Raw genomic sequence first — 16,863 nt, forward strand, 5'->3', positions numbered from 1 at the left:
ACCCACCCCCACCACCGGCTCACACCGTCACACCGGTTCCACCCACCAAACCAACCAGCAGGCGAACGAAAACAACCTAAATCACCGGTATTGCCACTAAACCGACACATCGCAGCTGACGCCGCAGGTAAGTAACCCGCACTGCGCGGTGGCCGGAGCGGAACCGTATCCGCCTTGACGGTCGGGGGGTTGACCGGGCATGGAGAACATCACCGCCGCGGCCGGGACCACGGTGCCGGGTGCCGCGATCGAGCAATTGCTGTTCACCGCTGACTGGCTCACGGGCGTGCGCGCCACCGCGAACGCCGCCCTGACCGAGCAGGCGGACTACGCGTACAGGCTGGCGTACGCCCTGTCGGGCGGGGGCGAGCTCCATCCCGACGCGCACAGCGCCGCCGTCGCCAACCTCCTGCACAGCGTGACGCCGGGCATCGTCGCGTTCGCCCTGCACCACCTACGCCCGCTCCTGCCCGACCTCACCGACGAACAGTGGACGCGTATCGACGCGGCCGCCGTCGCTTTGGACCTGCGGGTGTGCGAGGACCTCAGCGGCGCCAGCATCGTCGAGGAGACCGCAGGGCCCGCGCTGGCACACGCTCCATGTACGACCGGCCGGGTCGACTGCGGCCCGGCCCCGGAGCGGTCCTGATCCGGCAGCAGACCGGGAAGGCCCCTGGCGTTGTGCGAAGCCCGGGGCCCCGAGGTGTTCCAGAGGGTTGCGCCGGTGCTGTTTGTGGCCGGTGTGTGCGTTCCCCCGGGTGCGAAGGGAATCATCAGGCCGCCGGCGGAACCAGCCGCGGCCCCGCCCCGGCCCAGGCTCGTCCTCCGGATCCGGCGGCGCGGCGGCCTGGCGGCGGGCGGCTTCGGCGGCGGCTTCCTCGCGGGCGACGTCGTCGGCGCGGCAAGGTCCGCACACGGACTTGTCCCCGGCCCGTACGGCGGGACGGCAGCGGGGCGGGAACACGAAGCGGCGGGACGGAGCGGGGCCGGCGGCGCAGCGGACGGGCCGCGCTGGACAGCAGCCAGGGCGACCGCGTCGCGGATGCTCAGGCCCTCGACAGCGCCGCGACAGGCGGGCGGCACAGCGGCGGCGGGGGCGGGCACAGCGGCGGCGGGGGCGGGGGTGCCGCAGCGACCCGACGATCGTTACCGGCGACGGCCGGCGGACGGGCGGGCAGCACGGCGCCGCGGCGCCCCTGCCGGGCGCGGCGCGCAGGACATCGAGGCGGCGGGGTATCGACGCGGCAGCGGCAGGGGGTGCCCCGGCAGCCCCGCGAGCGGCGGGACGGCACGGCAGCGGACGGCGGCGCCGCGAGGCACAGCGCCACAGGCGCCGCAGCGGCGGGGCGGCGGCCGTGGACGGGCGGCACGGCGGCCCGGCGGCGCCACGGACGGCGTGGGGCCGCGGGGCGCGGAGACAGCGGGACGGCGCCGCGCAGGTCCGGCAGCCCGGCGACGGGACGGGCGGGCGCGGCGCGCAAGACATTGAGGCGGCGGGGTATCGACGCGGCAGGGGCGCCCCGGCGGCGCCCCGGGCCGCCACAGCGGGACGGCGCGCCGGCGGAGCGGCGCGGCGGCGGGGGCGCCGCAGCAGAACGTGGAGACAGCGGGACGATGGCGGCGGGGACGGGACACGACGGGCGGCAGCGCCGCGGCAGAACCACGAAGGCGGCGGACGGGGCGGGCCGAGCGGCGGCGGGGGCGGCACGGACGGCGTGGGGCGGCGGGGGCGCGGCTGACCGAAAGATCGCGCTCAGGCAGAGCTTCACCGTCGTACTCGGATCAGACACAGCGCGCACTTCCTGCAGCGCAGGCAGACCGGTCAGCGCCACGGAGGCGACCGCCTCGTCCAGGACCTCACCTGTGGCAAGGGCGCTGGCCGAGCAGGGGCGGCCCTGGGCACCGACGCACCCCTGGTCCCGCCCGGCCTCTCCCTCCACCTGGGCCTGCACGCCGTGCACCAGCACGGCTTCACCGCCACCCGGGCGCAGCACTGCGCCACCACCGTCCCGGCACGGCTGCCCGGGGTCGACCGCGACCTCGGCACCATCGAACCCGGGAAGATCGCCGATCTCACCGTCATCGACGGCGACCCCTTCACCGACTTCGGCCGCCTCGTGCACACGATGCTGGTCCTGCACGACGGCGTCGTCCACGGTCTGGTCCGCTCCCGGGAGCCGAAGACCAGGCAGCGACATCACTACAGCCATGGTGTCGTCGTGGACGTAGAACGCCTCCAGCGGCCACACAATGCGCTGCGCGGTGAACGGGATGATCCCCAGCGAGATGGAGGCGAACGGCATCACGGCCAGGAGGTGGCGCAGCTGACCGCGCACTCATGTCGGGGTCGGCGGTTCGGTAGCGCAGGACGGATTCCTCGCTGAGGACGACGTAGACGTGGCCGCCCTCGTACTAGGAACCTGGATGCGGGCGGCGACGGCTTTAGCCCAACCTGGCGGCACGTACGTTGCCGTCGGTGCAGTTCCAGCGGCGTCATCCACCCCAGGGGACGCGCGCGAGAACGAGTCCGCGGACGTCAGCAGCGCCCGTTGCCCGGAGCCGGCGTGCGACGTGCTGGAGCTGAGATCCGCTGGTGAAGACGTCGTCGACGAGGAGGAGGGCGGCCCCTTTGATGTCGCGGGGGTCTCCGGTCCAGGTCAGGGCGGCGGCGTGGGCGGCGGCGGCCGCGCGCTTTTCGTCAAGGGTGCGATTTGCGGACCGGGCTGTCTCGACCGACTTCACCAGCCGGTGGCCGCCTGGCGGGCTGAGGGGGAAGGCACGGGTCACGTCCTCTGTGTAGGCGGCATCCATGATCGCCTCGATGTGCTGGATGGGCTGACGATCACTGTGGGTCGGGTTGCCGACGACATAGTCGACGCCCTGCATAGCCTCGGGGTGGCTATCCATCCAGCCGACGAGGAGGCGGCCGAAGATCATCGCCCAGCCTGTCTTCCCCTCGTACTTCAGTTTGTGGATCTTGTCACGCAGGGCGCCGGAGTACATGGCCACCGCGTCGACGCGGGAGAACCCCCGTTCGGCCTCTGGTAGCCCGCACACTCGGTTGCTGCATGGCCTGCCGGGTGCGAGGGCCTGGGAGCAGACCGGGCAGTGGGGCTCGGCGACGGGCTGGAGAGTGCGGCCGGCGCAGTCGGAGCACAGGCGGGCGGTGCCGGTGATGCGGTAGGCGCACACCGGGCAGTCGGGGAAGCCTGCCGGGTCTGGGAGGCCTGCCGTCACAGGCCGGCCAGGGCAAGTTGCTGGCGCTGCTGGCCCGCGGCCTGGATGTCCGCGGCCTGGCCGAGGCAGTCGGTGATGTCGCTGGAGGCGGTGACCAGGATCGCCCGGCCCTCGTCCAGCATCTTCTTCGCCCAGGGCTGGGTGTCGGCGAGGGAACGGATCAGGAAGACGAGCTTGCCGTGCTCGGCGGCCAGGCGGGCCTGCATCTTGGCGCCGGAAGTGCTGGATGCCTCGATGACGACGCTTCCCAGGGTGGTGCCGGACGTGACGACGTTGCGGCGGGGGAAGGTGTACTTCGCTGGCGGGCTGGTGGGCCAGAACTGGCTCAGCAGAGCCCCGCCCGCGCCCAGGATAGCCGTGGCGAGCGGCCGGTTCTCGGCCGGATAGATGGAGGCGGCGATGCCGGTGCCCATGACGGCGAACGTCCGGCCGCCAGCGGTGAGAGTGGCCTGGTGAGCGGCTGCGTCGATGCCCTTGGCGAGTCCGCTGGCGATCACGACGTCGTGCTGGACAAGTTCGCGGGCCATTCGGGCCGCCCGGCGCAGCCCAGCCTCGGAGGCCTGGCGGGTGCCAACGACGGCGATGGAGCGGGCATCGCGCTGGTCGAGCTCGCCGCGGTAGAAGAGGAAGGGCGGCAGGTTGCCAATCACCCTGAGGTTTACCGGATAGTCCTTGTCGAGGACCGTGACCAGGCGTGCGCCTGCCTTGGCGGCCGCGTCCAGCTCGTCGTCGACGCGGGCACGGGCGTCGTCCAGCCCTGCGGCCAAGGCCTGCTGCAGCAGGGGCCGGTTCTTCGTCGCGGCACGGGAGTCCTCGTGCACCTGTCCGTCCATGAGCGCGGCCAGGCCCTCGGGGCTCTGGGCGCCGCGGGCGATCAGGTTCCAGTCGAGGGTGGCGTCGCCGGCGCGCAACGCGCACAGGGTTAGCAGATCGTGCTGCTCAGCGGTGATATCGAGGTCCATTGGTGTCCTTCTACTCGTGGCCCCGGGATGTTCGAAGGATGAAGCGAGGGTTCTCGGGCCACTTCCCATCATGGCGTACGGAGCCCCCGTACGGACAGGAAGGGGGCCGTCGGGCCGGTGCCTCAGCTCTGCCGCCGCTGTTCCATACGGGCGAGGGCTTCAGCGAGCTGGGTGGCCCCGCCGGGCGCCGCGACCGGTTCCCAGATGATCCCTACCGCTAGACAAATGCCGCTGACCAGACGCTCAGCCTCGCTGGTGTCGTACCACTGCTCGACCTGCCCTGGCAGGGCGATCCACCACAAGGCGGTGGTCGTCGTCTTCCCTGTAGACATCAGGTACTCGCCGCGCCAGACGAGAGGGTACGCATGCTGCTGGAGGTGGGTGAGCATGTCCGCGAGGTGCCGCTGCCGGGCGATCCTGTAGGCGGTCATGGGAGAGCGGGTGCCAGCAGGAACGGGGCGGGGTGCCGGATGAGCCATCCGGGCAGAGGACGCCTCAGGGGTTGGAGGTTCGGCGGCGCGCTCCTCAACGGCGGCGAAGTGCTCCATAGCAGTTGTCAGGATCACCGACGGCCCTTCCTCCGCTCCCCCAGGACCTGTGGTCGTCTGGAAATGCGCCAGGGTGACGTCGTTGGTGCTGAAGGGATCGATCGTGACATCGGGGCGCAACCGGTAGACGGTGTGGCGCGAGGGGTACTTTCCGATGGTCAGTGCGATGACCTGTGCTGCTCCGGCCTCGCTGAGGAGGGTGCGGGCCCACTCCAGGGACTTGCCCTCGGTGGTGAAGTCGTCGAAGACGATCACTGTCTTGCCGACGATCTTCTTCCTGTAGGCCGGGTTGACTCGTACGGTGCGGGCCTGGGCGGCGATGGAGATGTCCCGGCCCGTCGACTGGCCGACGCTCCTCTTGTACCGCTCCAGACTGGTATCTGGGGCTTGGATGACGCGTTCGAGAAGGTCCTCCTTGTAGGAGGAGCCGGTCATGACCTTGGCGCGGTCCAGGAAGCCGGCCAGCTGCGGGTTGCCCTTAGCGGGTGTGCTGCTGGGGTACACGCAGAAGAAGCTCTGCCCAGGCAGCGCACCATCGAGGTAGGCCGCACACAGAAGGTGCAGCATCAGGACATCGCGCGCGTCCTCGTCGCCGACCTTAACTGTGTTCTCGTAGGTGAAGATGTCCTTAATCGTGAAGGTCCGGCCGCCACCGCGGGGGAACCGCGCGTTGAAGGGCAGCATCGAGCGGATCGCGAAGGCGCGGTCCTCGTCATCGAGACGGAACGCCCAACGGGGCTCGTGCAGCAGGAAGTACTCCAAGAGTTCGATGACATCGGCCGGCTCGTCGGACATCAACGAAGTGATCTGCGCTCCCAGCCGGCTGGCCCAGCGGGCGTGGATGTGAACGACGCCAGCGTGGATGCCTGTGTACCAGTCGAACTGCGAGGTCCCGATGAGGATGAGCTGGTTCATGCGGAGGCCGAGTCGGTCCGCGACCGCCTCCAGCCATGCCTTGTTTCCGCGCCTCGCCTTGTCCGGGATGTCGTCGCGGCACAGATGCAGGGCCGGTTCGGGAAGGCCCGCCGCGGCAAGGGCCGACTTGGCGTCCATCGGCTCGTTGGTCAGCAGAACCCACGCCACATCGCGCTGATCGAGCCACCGCAGCAGTTCAGCAATCCCCTCGTGCGCGCGCCCGGGCCCGTGCAGGACTGCCTTGTAGTCGATCGCGACCGCGCGCACCGTCTTCTTCTCGTCCATCGCCGCCCCCACTGCTGTGCCCTGATCATGAGCTGACCCTCTTCCCATCCTCTCAGCCGGTCTGACACAGCACCGGCGAATCCCACGGTTCCGGCTCCCGCGGCGGCAAACCGGGGCGCCGACGCCTTCGGCGCCCCGAACGTCGTCGGCGAGAAGGGGCACGTGACGGCGTTTCTGATGCGGCGGTTCGTCGGCTGCGGCCTCCTGGTCGACCTGAGCGCGAACCGGACAGGACACTGCACCACCCCGGCCAGGCCGCAGGGGGCTGCCGGCGCGAGGACTTGGCGAAGCTGGTCGCCGCCGAGACGCCGCTCGGCCCGGACCAGGCGGCGGCGCGGCTGGGGGTGCACCGGGCCGACTGCGACTGGATGGTCCGTCTTGGCTGGGTGAACCCCGCCGAAACGGTTCAAGGACGTTTCGAGATCTCGCGGACCGGGGCGGTCGACGTGGCGCTGTACCGGACGGCCGACGTCGACGCGCTAGTCCAAGAGCACCCCGAGGCCGGGGGAGCGGCGGCACTCGGAGCGCACCGGCTCCTACACACGTCCCCGCGCGCCAGCCCGGCCCGATCCGTACGACCCGCGGGTCCCGCTCCCACACCCCCGAGGAGCGGGGCCCGCTCACATCCCGCACCGTCTACTTGACGGGCTTCCACACCGCGCAGTTCGTCGAGGTGAACTGTCCGTCCGACGCGCGGATCGTCACCGTGATGTCCTGTGCCGATGTCGCGAACTGGTTGTCGATGATCTCCCCGTCCTTCGCCGTCCGCTCCCAGTAGCAGTCCTTCATCCGGCCCTTCGCCCGGTACGTGCCCGGCAGGATCGTCTCCTCCGCCTCCTCGCCGACCGACCGCTCACCGTCCTCGCCGGTGACGAAGTCGTCCGGGTCCGGCGGCCCCAACGTGCTCGCCTTCGGCTTGTCGGCTGCGACCACATACGTGCCATCGGTGAACCACCGCTCGTAGCGCCCTGACACCGCGGCCTTCACCGTCGCCGTCCACTTCGGGCACAGCTTCGGCACCCCTGCCTGCAACACCGCCGCCCCGTCCCCCTCCAGGTATCCGCCCTCAGCCAGCCACTGCGGCCGCGACATCCCCTCCACCGCGCTCACCGGCAGCGAATCGCACATGTCCTGCACGAACGCCGCAGCACTGCTGTAAAGGTCATCGACCACCCAGCCCCGCTCATCGGCGAGCTTGTCGATCTCACCCTCGGCCGTCGGCGGATACTCCGGCTCCATCGACGGCGCCTCCACCGGGCCGTCCGGCACCTCCACACTCTCCGGTGGGCTGGCCGGCGCACCCGGCCCCGCCTCGGCGCCGCCGCTCCCACCGCATCCCGTCACCAGCGCCGCCGCGGCCAGACCGGCCGCCAGCGCCCCCACCCTGCGCACACGATTCATCCGTGCAGGATCGCACCGCGACCGGCCAGGCGGATCCGAAACCGTTCACGTGGCCGCCGGGAAGCGCCTAACCGAGCCAGACGATGTCCAGGACGGACAGATGCCGGGTGAGGCGGTTGATCGCGTAGACGACGGACAGCTGCCCGACGGACACGACGCGGACGTCCTCGCCCTCCGCATCGCCGGCATCCCGCTGCGGCCATCCCCAGGGAGAGCGCATCGCGATGTCCAGGACGGCGCGGACTGTTTCCTTCGCGTGTTCGGGCAGGCCGGTGAGCGTCTTGGCGGCCTGCCCGGACAGGCGCACTGCCCAGGAACCACCGGCCACCGGCGGGCGCCCAAGACGTCGTTCAGGTCCACGAAGCTGGTCTCGTCGCGGCCCGAGTGCAGGTAGGCATCGACGGCCCGAGCGGCCGCGACCCGCAGATGCCAGGTGCGGACGACGTCGTGCAGGGGGGAGGCTGTAACTGCGCCGGGCATCGTCCAGCGCGCGGTTCCAGTCCTGCTCGAATGCCGGCACCCACCGCTCGGCGCGGCGGCCGGCACACAGTTGGGCGAGCAGCGGGGCGGCGGAGCAGGACCGCCACGACGCAACGGCGGGGGCGCCGGCACCGCACAGACCCGGCGGCCCAGCGACGGGACAGCGGCGGGGTGTCGACGCGGCAGCGGACGGCGGCGCGGCGACGGCGGCACAGCGGTGGCGGCCCGGGCGGGCCGAGCAGCGGCAGCCCGGCGGCGGGCGGCGCGGGGCAGGACCGTGGCGGCAATCCGGCGGAGACGGGACACGACGGGCAGCAACGGGGGTGCCGCAGCGGCACGGTGGGCGGACGGCACGGCGAGGGCGCGGGCGCCCCGACGGCGCCGCGAGGCACAGCGGCGGGAACGCCGCAGCAGGACCTCGAAGCGGCAGGGGCGACCCGGCGACGCCCCGGGCGCCGCAGCGGCCCGGCGCGGCGGCAGGGGCGAGGCACAGCGGCGGCACGGCGCCGCAGCAGGGGCACCGCCGCAGGACGCGGAAACAGCGGGACGGCGCGGCGGCGGGACGGTCAGCGGACGGGCGGACAGCGCCGAGCGGGCGGGACGGCGGCGGCCCGACAGGACCGCGAAGCGGCGGCCCGGGCGGCACTCTGAACGAACCCGCGCAGCCGCGAGCGCCGACACCCACCCTCGCCGGCCCGGCACCTTCCCCAGCCAGACGACACCACAGCGGCACGGCGGCCGCAGCGCCGCGGACGGCGGCCCGGCACCCCGGCGACGCCGCGGACGGGCGGCGCCGCGGACGGCTGCGGCGCGGCGGACGGGCGAGGTGACACAGGACGGGCGCCAGGAGCTCGCGCTCGCGACAGTCAAGGCGGCAGGGGCGGCGCGGCGACGGTGGCCCGCCGCAGCCGCGGCGCGAGGCACAGCGGCGAGGCCGTGGGCGGCAGGGCGCCACAGCAGGGCCATGAAGCGGCGGGACGGCGCGGCGGCGTGCCGGCGGCGCGCCGGCACCGCAAAGCGGCCGCCGGGACGCCGGGCACAGCGCCGCGGCCGGGGCAGCGGCGCGGGTGGGTGGGGCGGCGCCCCCGCGGCCCGGCGGGCGGCACGGGCAGCGGGGCGACAGCACGGCGACCCGACGACGGCCGGAGACATCGCTTGCGCCGGCGGCCGACCGGGAGAGCCGCGAGGCGGTACGGCGGTCGACGACGGGACGACGCCCGCGCCGGCAACAAGGCACGGCGGCAAGACAGCGCGGGGGCCGCGCGCGGCGGCCGGACACGGCGGTGACGCCGTACGGCAGTCGGCCGGGACCCGACCAGCGCGGCGGAACTGAACGGCCGGCGGAGCTGGCCGGCGCTGCGGCGGGGGCCGGGACGGCGCCGTACGGAGCGGCCGACGGAACGACGACCGACGACCGCGGGACGGCAGTGCCCAAGCGGGACGCCGTACGGGGTCGACAGCGGTGGTGGTCGACGGACGAGCACCAGTGGCCGGGACGGCCGGACACCTCCCGGCGGCAGCCGACGACGAAGCAGCGGAGCGACGCGGCGCCAGGACGACAGCGACGAGCGGCACGGCGCGGCGCGGTGGCAGGGCGACGACGCGGCGACGGGGCGACGACGCGGCGACGGGCGGCGGGCGGCGGGACGGCGGTCGACGGCCAGCAGCGGGGCGGGGCACCGGGATACCGACGCGGCGAGGCCGGCGGGACGACGACAGCGGCATGCCGAGGGCCTGCCCATGGAGTCGACGACCGACGCGCTGTCGTGCGAGCGGCGCGAGCAACTGGACGACCTCGATCCGTCGTGGTGCCCGAGCTGGCCGGTGGAACGGCAACGGAACCGACGGCCAGAGCCCGGAGCCCGGGGACGCCGTCCGCACCGACGACGGACCAGTGCGGCAGGACGGCTGGCCGTTGCCTTCGGCGGCGCGGGGCGGCAACCGACGGGGAGACCAGGCAGCGGAGCGATGGGGCGGGACGCTGTACGAGGGTCGACGCCGGGATGCCGGCGCCGTACGGCGACCGATGGCGGCGGCGCCGTAGGCGGTCGACAGCAGCAGGACGGCGCAGCGAGACGGCGATCGACGACGACCGATCGACGGCGATGGCGAGCCGGGGCGGCGGGAGCAGGTCGACGCCCAGGCCGGTAAGCGGCCCGCAACGACCCCTACGAGCGCACACGGGTGTTCGGCCGGCGCCCGGCGGACAGCCGAAACAGGCGGTCGGTCGGGTGAGCTGGTCCCTCCGGTGGACCGGACACGGGCACCACCAGGCACCCTCATGGGACCGCTCCCTGATCGCCGTGCCAAGCCCACGCCCGTCACTGTGGGAAGGGCGCGCCCTTCGGTGTCGTCCAAGGCGTCGGCCTAGGCGCTTTCGGGCCCAGTCCCGCTCGAACGCGAAAGGCGCTTGGTCAAAGGGGGTTGAAGCGGAAGACCTGGTCGGCGGCTCCGGTGCAGTGGGCCTGGATGGCTTCGGCGCCGCTGGTGCGAGGGGGGAGGATGCCGATGCACATGCCGCTGTCCAGGGGGCGCAGGCGGTAGCCGCTGCCGGAGGGTTCGAAGCGGTAGCGCATGCCGGGGGCGTCGGTGCAGTCGCCGGGGGACAGGAGTTGGGAGCCTTCGGTGGGGGCTTCGTCGACGCCGAGGCAGCCTTGGCCGAATTCGGGGTGGTGCCACTGGATGCGGTAGGTGCCGTTGCCGAGGGATTCGAGGTAGACCCGGGGCTGGGGGGCTTCGGCGCAGGGGCGCTGGACGGCGATCTCGCGATCAGTGCGGCCGTTGCGTTCGCGGCCTTCGGTGATGCACAGGCTGGAGGAGCCGGCCGGGTGCATCTGGACCCAGCCGGTCTTGGGCATCGTGGCGGGGGCGGGTGTGGTGGGGGCTTTGCTCGGGGTTTTGGCGGGTGGTGTCGTGGGCCGGGGCTTGGGCTTGGGCTTGGCGGAGGTCTTGCCGGTGCCGGACGAGGCGGAGGCGGGGGGTGGGGAGGGCGTCTGCACGGACGGGGTGGCGGAGGGTCGGGTCGGTGACGGTTTGCTGTCGGTGGGGCTGGTGGTGGCGCGGGGGCCGTCGCCGGGCAGGGTGGTGTCGGATGTGGTTCCCCTCGGCCAGAAGGCGAGCAGCAGGACGGCTGCCGCGGCCAGGGCCCCGGTGAGGGACATCGGCAGGTACCGGCTGCGGGAGGGCTCATCGGGTTCGGGGCGCGTCGCCGTCGTGCCGTGGTCGGGTGCGGCGGCTGTTTCGACGTCCGGTTCCTGTTCCTTGAGGTTCTTCGGGGCGGGCTCTTCCGCCGGCGGGGGCAAGGGTGCCTCGTGGGGGTCGTCGGGTGCCGATGCCGCGGGGCGGGTGTCCGGGTCCTCTTCCTTGGGGTCCCCCGGGCCGGGTTCCTCGACCGCGGGAGGTAAGGGAGTCTGATGGGGGTTGTCGGGTGTGGGGGCCGCGGGTTCGGCGTTCATGGCCAGTTGGCGGCGGGCGTCGATCCAGGCGTCGACGGTGGCCGCGTCGCCTCCGCAGGCACGGACGAAGGCGGCCAGGAGTTCTTCTCGGGGCAGGTCCTGCCGTGCCAGCACGCTGGCAAGCGTCGCCCGCGGCAGGGCGTCGCCGGCGTCGGCGGCTTTGCGTTCGAGCTGCCGGTAGCTCAGGTCGGCCCAGTTGCGCAGCTGGCGCATCGTGGCGACGAACTCCGCCGGTGTCTTCGCGGCCTTCGGATCCGGCCCGGTCCCCATGTCTCCTCCTGATCGCTCACGCGCTCCGAAGAGCCTAGTGCGAACGGAAGTTGAGAGGTTGTCCCAGGCGTGCTGAAGATGAAGAAGGATAGGTGGGTGCACGGTGGCCTTCGCGTGTGTCACCGGGCGATGTGGCGGTAGGCGACGACGTCGGAGGGGCGGGGCAGCGGCGCGATGGTGATCGTGCGACCGGGGCGGGGGGCGTGGATGACCTTGCCGTCACCGATGTAGAGCGCGACATGGCTGCCTCCGTGGGAGAGGACCAGGTCGCCGGGGAGCAGACGGGTACGGGTGGTGGTCTTCCCCGCCCGAATCTGGTCCCAGGTGGTACGCGGCAGGTTGACGCCGGCCTTCTGCCAGGCCCGCATCACCAAGCCTGAGCAGTCGTACCCGTGCGGCCCGGTGCCGCCCCAGAGGTAGGGCTTGCCCAGCTGCGCCCGGGCGAACGCGACGGCCTTCGCACCGCCGCTCTTCACCACGGGAGCCGGCTTGCCGGGGGTGTCGGTGTCGCTCGGTACGGGCCGCGGGGCGGGGGTGGTCTTGCCCGCGGAGCTCGTGGCCGCGGCAGGCACCGTGCCGTGACCGGCCGGCAGGAGCAGGGTGTCGCCGGCGTAGATGAGGGTCGAGGTGCCAAGGCTGTTGAGCGTCTGGAGGGCCTTGACGGTGGTGCCGTGCGTAAGGGCCAGCGCGTAGAGGGTGTCTCCCGGCCGCAACGTGATCTTCCTGGTCGCCTCAGGCGCGCCGTGGGCCGGCCGGCGGGGCTTGTCAGACGGGAGGGGCTTGGTTTCCGGTTCGGTCCCGCTCTGCCCAGGCTCAGGCCCGGCCTCGGGCTCGGGAGTCGGCGAAGTCAGCGGGGTCGGCGGGGTCGGCGGGGTCGGCGGGGTCGGCGGGGTCGGCGGGGTGAGGGTGAGCGACGGGTGGTCTTGCCGGGCCGAGACCTCTGAGGGGCCGTGAACGGCCAGCAGTGCCCCTGCCAGCCAGGCCAGTACGAACACCGCCAGCAGCGACGCCACGGCCCAGCGCCGACGGCCGCCGCCCGCACGGCCCGCGCCCATACCGCGACGGCGGGGCTTGCGGTGCGCGGCCGACGCCTGGGCGGTCCTGTCCCCCTGGGCCGGCCTGCTCACCGGGGTCGACGCCCGCCCCTGCCGCGGGCTCGGTGCCTGCTGGGTGGGTCGGGTCAACGTCTGCGGTGCCATCACAACCTCCTTCACGGGGCCGCAACACACGGCCCGCAAGGAGGCTGTTTCAGCCTCCGGGTGTCTCGCCAGACCTTCGGGCGTCCTGGACCGTCCGGGTGCGTCCGCCCTTGGCACGGCCTTCCTCACCAGTGGGGCAGACGCAGACGGACACCCCTGTGACCTGCGCAGACGAGGCAGGACTGTCCCGGCCACCGCAATGTGTTGCCCGGCCTTCCACCCGCGGGCAACGCTTCTTCCACCGCCCCGCACTGCCGGGCGACGCCCCCAGTCGAAGGCGCCGCCACACGCTGCCGGGCCAGACCTGCCGCACGCCGGTGTCGACGACCGCGAGCGCGCAGGCACAAGGGAGCTCCCAACCCCTCAGCGCCTTCCGGCCGGACGCCGGTTCAGGCGCCCCACATCGTCTGCTCACCGAAAGGGAAACCACCATGCGTGGCATGCGAACGCGAAAGACCCGCACGATGGCGGTAGCCGCCGTCGCCACCGGCCTGCTCGCCGGCGGTATCACCACCAGCACCACGGACCTCTTGGGCAACGACGCCCCGCCCGCCGACCGGATCAGCAACGCGTCCGCCTCCGGCAAGAACGGCCGGCCCTGCGTGGCCGACCGGCAGGCGCGGAACGTCAAGTTCACCAGGACCATCAAGGTCTGGCCCAACAAGCCCGGGTACGTGATCGCCGGGTGGGGTCCCGGACAGCTCAGGATCGACTACAAGGTCGAGACGTCGAACAAGGTCGGCGGCACCTTCGGCCTGTCCAAGGGCGCAGTCAGCGCGGCCGTCGGCTTCGACGTCACCGAGACCATCGGAAAGAACTTCGGCTTCACCGCGACCCTGCGCAAGCACGCGCACTACAAGCTGCGGGCGGGAGAGGTCTACAAGGAGTACCGCTTCGACGTGTACGAGAGGCCCGGCGAGATGACCACCATGGGCATGTTCAACTTCGTGTGCCGACCCAAGGGAAACACCTGGGTGAAGGCCGGCACCTCCACCGCCACCAAGTTCTGGACCACCGACCACCGCCTGACCAAGGGCCGCAAGGCCCGCTGACCCCCAACCCCAACGTTCTGGCTCCCGACACCCCACACCCCGCACCGGGAGCCAGAACACACACCTTCACGGTGACAAAACCACCGACTCCAAACACCAGACCCCACACGACACCGCCTGAGTGCCTCTCCCGTCCGTTCGCCTCGCCCCCCGGGTCCCGGGGGGCGAGGCGAACGGACGGGAGAACGCCGGACAGCGGCTCCCCGGGCATCACAGGAACTGCCCTCCTTGCCACAGCTTCCGAAGATCCGGTCGGCGCCGGTACAGCACCGAGCACGGTGGTCCGGGCGCTGATGAGCGCACCAGACCGACATTTTCGACGTGGTCCAGGCCGGGTACTCCCAGGCACGGCCGGACCCGAACCCGGGCGGGACGAAAAGCCGCCACCACCCGGAGCCGCTCAGGAGCACGGTGTGGCCACCACGGTGGGCTGCTACGGGACTGCTGGCCAGCGCCCGGCCTTCCCTGGCCTGCCGCGTGAGGTCGCCAGCGGCAGGCTCTAAGCCGGCCGGAGCCGCCCCGGCAGCGAGCGCTTCGCCGTAGTCAGATCGACGCGGCCGGAGCCGGCTGGCAGACCGAGCGCCGCAACCGAAGCAACCACCCGCCAGGGCGGTGGCCACCAGCTCGTGCCGAACCGACCGAGAAGCGAACCGACTTCAGCTGTCTGCGGCGGACTGCTCGATGATCTGCCAGTACGCCCTCCATGACAAGGCCGTCTTCTCCACCGGCCACGAGGAGCTATTCGGCAAGAAGCTGTACCTCTTCGAGAGCCAGCGCCCGGGTGTCGAGGTGCTCGGCCAGTAGTGAGCAGCGGTGCCGGACCTCGGCGGGATGCTGGGTTCGGCCGTTCTCGGGTGTACGGCAGCAGAACGGCCCCGGGAGGTTCCCGGGGCCATGTTCGCCTGGTGCGGCTGGGGTCAGGGGTGGATGAGCTTGTGCAGGACGGGGATGCTCAAACCGCAGGCGGTCAGGCCGGCCAGCAGCGCGGCGGCCGTGTTGCCGGTGCTGAAGGAGGTCAGGACGCCGGCCACCGCGCCGATGAAGGCCGCCGCCAGGAAGACGAGCGCAGCGTGGGCGGTAAGGAGGGGGCCGGAGCTCTCCGGTTCCAGGGCCGGGACCGGAGGTGCCTGAACCGGAGTGGTGGGCGGGGTGGGCGGGGTCAGGTTGTGGGTCACGGGGCTCCTCCCGAGTGCGGTGATCGTGTACCGCTTCTATGTCGCGACGCCCCGGTCCCCCCACGGAATCTCGTGATTTTCCCGTCGCCTAAAAAATCTTGAAAAAGTCCGTGGGGTACCTCGGGAGCAGCGACTTACAAGGGGTCGTCTGCGTCAGCGGGCGGCGGTGCCCGGAGCTTGCGGAGGGTGGCGCCGGGCGGTGACGGAGCCAGCCCCATGTATCCATGGCGGGCGGACGACAACCGGAAGAGAGGGGACGGGGCATGCGGGGCGACGACGCGGGCGGAGAGGACGCGCCCGCACACGCCTGGGACTTACAACCTTCCGGCGACGCCGCCCAGAACATCGCCCTCGACGCATCTACGGCCGCCGGCTGGGAAGAGATGGACCCCCGGCAGAGGAAAGAGACCCAGCGGCTCCAGGAGAGCCTGGAGCGGCGCATGGCCGACCAGCAGCTCGTACAGCTACTGGCCCAGGACGGTTTCGCCGGCCCGCGTTACGAGGCCTTCGAGAATGACCTGGCCCGCTACGCCATCGCCGTCCTGCGGGCGTGGATGTACTCCGGCTACATCTTCAAGATGACCTCCAGCCGCGGGTTCGGTCTGAACCCGCACGAACTCGAACTCGAACGGCTGGCCGCCGACAGCGACCTGCGTGAGGAACTCGCCAGCATGACCGTCGCCCTGGCCCTGCCCCGCTTCCGGCAACAGGCCCTCGTCGAAGGCGGATGGACCTTCGCCGGCGGCGCCGGAATCACGACCTACTTCATGGGCGCCTGCCTGTACGACTTCCCCAACGAGTTCCGCAGGCACCGCAACCACGAGGCGGCCCAGCGCCAGGCGCTCCTCCACCCCCATTTCGACGACGAGGTGCTGCCCGGCGTGGAAGGCGAGGTCATCGGCCGCGAGGTACTGCGCGACGCGCTCAAGAACATCGACCCCAAGAAGGAGCGAGAGCGGGCGGTGGTGGCACTGACCCTGGACGGCTATACCCAGGAGGAGATCCGGGAGATCCTCGGCGAGAAATCCGTACGGGTGATCGAAGGCGTCCTGCACCGCTGGCGCAAGAAGACCAGCGTGAAGAACCGGCAGGAAAGGAGTGAGGACCGTGGATAAGAACGAGAAGTTCGCCGAGCTGATGAACAAGTCCTCGCTCGGGACGCCCGCATCCCGACACATCGCCGAGCGCATCACACCAGAGCACGCCCAGACCGTTCGGCGGATCGCCCGGCTCCGAAACGAGATCGCCCACGGCCACACGCATGACCGGCTGTCCGCGGCCCATGAACTCATGGGCCTCCTGCGTACTCTCGGCTTCGCATGGCGCGAGGAAGTACCCGCCGAGCTTGTCCACCTAGCCCTGATCCGGGCCAACGAGCTAATGCAGGCCAACCAGGAACTCCTCGAGACCAACCACGACCTGAGGGCACGAATCACCGAGCTGATGGAGACCCACCATGAACTCTTCGAGATCAATCGCGACCTGAGGGCACGAATCGCCGAGCTTGAGCAGCAGATGACCCGGCGTACGCAGAATCGGGGTGCCAAACCCGCATCTCGTGCAGGACAAAGCGGCCGGTCTGAACCCTCAGGTGCGGCCGGCAACGAAACCTCCACCGCGGGACGGCGGTCACCCGAACCGGGCCCCACCCAGACATCGGCCACCGCCGGAGACACACCGCCCAGCGAGACCAGGCTCCTGACGGTCCAGGAGACGGCCGAAGCTTTGCGTAAGTCCAGGATGACGGTCTACCGCTTGGTACACGAAGGGGTGCTTCCAGCCATCCGCATCGGGCGGGGCTTCAAAGTCCCCGAACAGGCAGTACACGACTACCTGCAGGAAACACGCAAGAGCCTCAAACGCAGCGGGTGACCACCGCCTAGT

At 71.7% G+C, this 16,863-nt stretch carries 13 protein-coding genes and 2 pseudogenes; 6 read left to right on the plus strand and 9 right to left on the minus strand.

Going from position 1 to position 16,863, the window contains the following annotated elements; translation table 11 throughout:
• Positions 1-199 precede the first annotated feature (199 nt).
• Together AC07D6_RS31955 and AC07D6_RS31960 are read left to right on the plus strand one after the other, a co-directional pair.
• A complete protein-coding gene (locus AC07D6_RS31955; RefSeq protein ID WP_479050211.1) occupies positions 200-649 on the plus strand; it encodes a hypothetical protein in 450 nt (149 codons plus the stop codon).
• A gap of 1,291 nt (positions 650-1,940) precedes the next feature.
• A pseudogene (locus AC07D6_RS31960) lies at positions 1,941-2,147 on the plus strand (amidohydrolase family protein); the annotation flags it as partial.
• A 42-nt stretch (positions 2,148-2,189) separates the two neighbouring features.
• Here AC07D6_RS31960 and AC07D6_RS31965 read toward each other — a convergent pair.
• The 8 genes and pseudogenes from AC07D6_RS31965 to AC07D6_RS32000 all read right to left on the minus strand — a co-directional run.
• A pseudogene (locus AC07D6_RS31965) lies at positions 2,190-2,412 on the minus strand (Scr1 family TA system antitoxin-like transcriptional regulator); the annotation flags it as partial.
• A gap of 81 nt (positions 2,413-2,493) precedes the next feature.
• A complete protein-coding gene (locus AC07D6_RS31970; RefSeq protein ID WP_479050262.1) occupies positions 2,494-3,003 on the minus strand; it encodes a ComF family protein in 510 nt (169 codons plus the stop codon).
• A gap of 230 nt (positions 3,004-3,233) precedes the next feature.
• Positions 3,234-4,199: a DNA-processing protein DprA gene (locus AC07D6_RS31975; RefSeq protein ID WP_479050213.1), complete on the minus strand. Its 966-nt coding sequence runs from the start codon at positions 4,197-4,199 to the stop codon at positions 3,234-3,236.
• 122 nt (positions 4,200-4,321) lie between these two features.
• Entirely contained in the window at positions 4,322-5,947 is a 1,626-nt protein-coding gene (locus AC07D6_RS31980; RefSeq protein ID WP_479050215.1) for a hypothetical protein, read from the minus strand.
• 636 nt (positions 5,948-6,583) lie between these two features.
• Positions 6,584-7,348: a hypothetical protein gene (locus AC07D6_RS31985; RefSeq protein WP_479050216.1), complete on the minus strand. Its 765-nt coding sequence runs from the start codon at positions 7,346-7,348 to the stop codon at positions 6,584-6,586.
• 67 nt (positions 7,349-7,415) lie between these two features.
• Complete coding sequence (locus AC07D6_RS31990; RefSeq protein WP_479050217.1) at positions 7,416-7,655, minus strand: hypothetical protein; 240 nt, start codon at positions 7,653-7,655, stop codon at positions 7,416-7,418.
• Positions 7,656-10,242: 2,587 nt separating this feature from the next.
• Positions 10,243-11,553, minus strand: a complete 1,311-nt coding sequence (locus AC07D6_RS31995; protein WP_479050218.1) for an RICIN domain-containing protein — start codon at positions 11,551-11,553, stop codon at positions 10,243-10,245.
• A 119-nt stretch (positions 11,554-11,672) separates the two neighbouring features.
• Complete coding sequence (locus tag AC07D6_RS32000; RefSeq protein ID WP_479050220.1) at positions 11,673-12,266, minus strand: C40 family peptidase; 594 nt, start codon at positions 12,264-12,266, stop codon at positions 11,673-11,675.
• A gap of 926 nt (positions 12,267-13,192) precedes the next feature.
• On the opposite strand from AC07D6_RS32000, the gene AC07D6_RS32005 reads away from it, so the two are divergent.
• Together AC07D6_RS32005 and AC07D6_RS32010 are read left to right on the plus strand one after the other, a co-directional pair.
• The gene (locus AC07D6_RS32005) at positions 13,193-13,804 is read left to right on the plus strand and encodes a hypothetical protein (protein ID WP_479050222.1); all 612 of its coding nucleotides are present in this window, start codon (positions 13,193-13,195) and stop codon (positions 13,802-13,804) included.
• 681 nt (positions 13,805-14,485) lie between these two features.
• A complete protein-coding gene (locus AC07D6_RS32010; RefSeq protein ID WP_479050223.1) occupies positions 14,486-14,608 on the plus strand; it encodes a hypothetical protein in 123 nt (40 codons plus the stop codon).
• 113 nt (positions 14,609-14,721) lie between these two features.
• On the opposite strand, the gene AC07D6_RS32015 is transcribed toward AC07D6_RS32010, so the two are convergent.
• Positions 14,722-14,979: a hypothetical protein gene (locus AC07D6_RS32015; RefSeq protein ID WP_479050225.1), complete on the minus strand. Its 258-nt coding sequence runs from the start codon at positions 14,977-14,979 to the stop codon at positions 14,722-14,724.
• Positions 14,980-15,242: 263 nt separating this feature from the next.
• Between AC07D6_RS32015 and AC07D6_RS32020 the strand changes: the two genes are divergently transcribed.
• Positions 15,243-16,094 carry a helix-turn-helix transcriptional regulator gene (locus tag AC07D6_RS32020; protein ID WP_479050227.1) on the plus strand — a complete coding sequence of 284 codons (852 nt, stop codon included), beginning with the start codon at positions 15,243-15,245 and terminating at the stop codon, positions 16,092-16,094.
• A gap of 583 nt (positions 16,095-16,677) precedes the next feature.
• Entirely contained in the window at positions 16,678-16,851 is a 174-nt protein-coding gene (locus AC07D6_RS32025) for a helix-turn-helix domain-containing protein (RefSeq protein ID WP_479050264.1), read from the plus strand.
• Positions 16,852-16,863: the final 12 nt, after the last annotated feature.

Source organism: Streptomyces sp. NPDC045287, assembly GCF_056432325.1.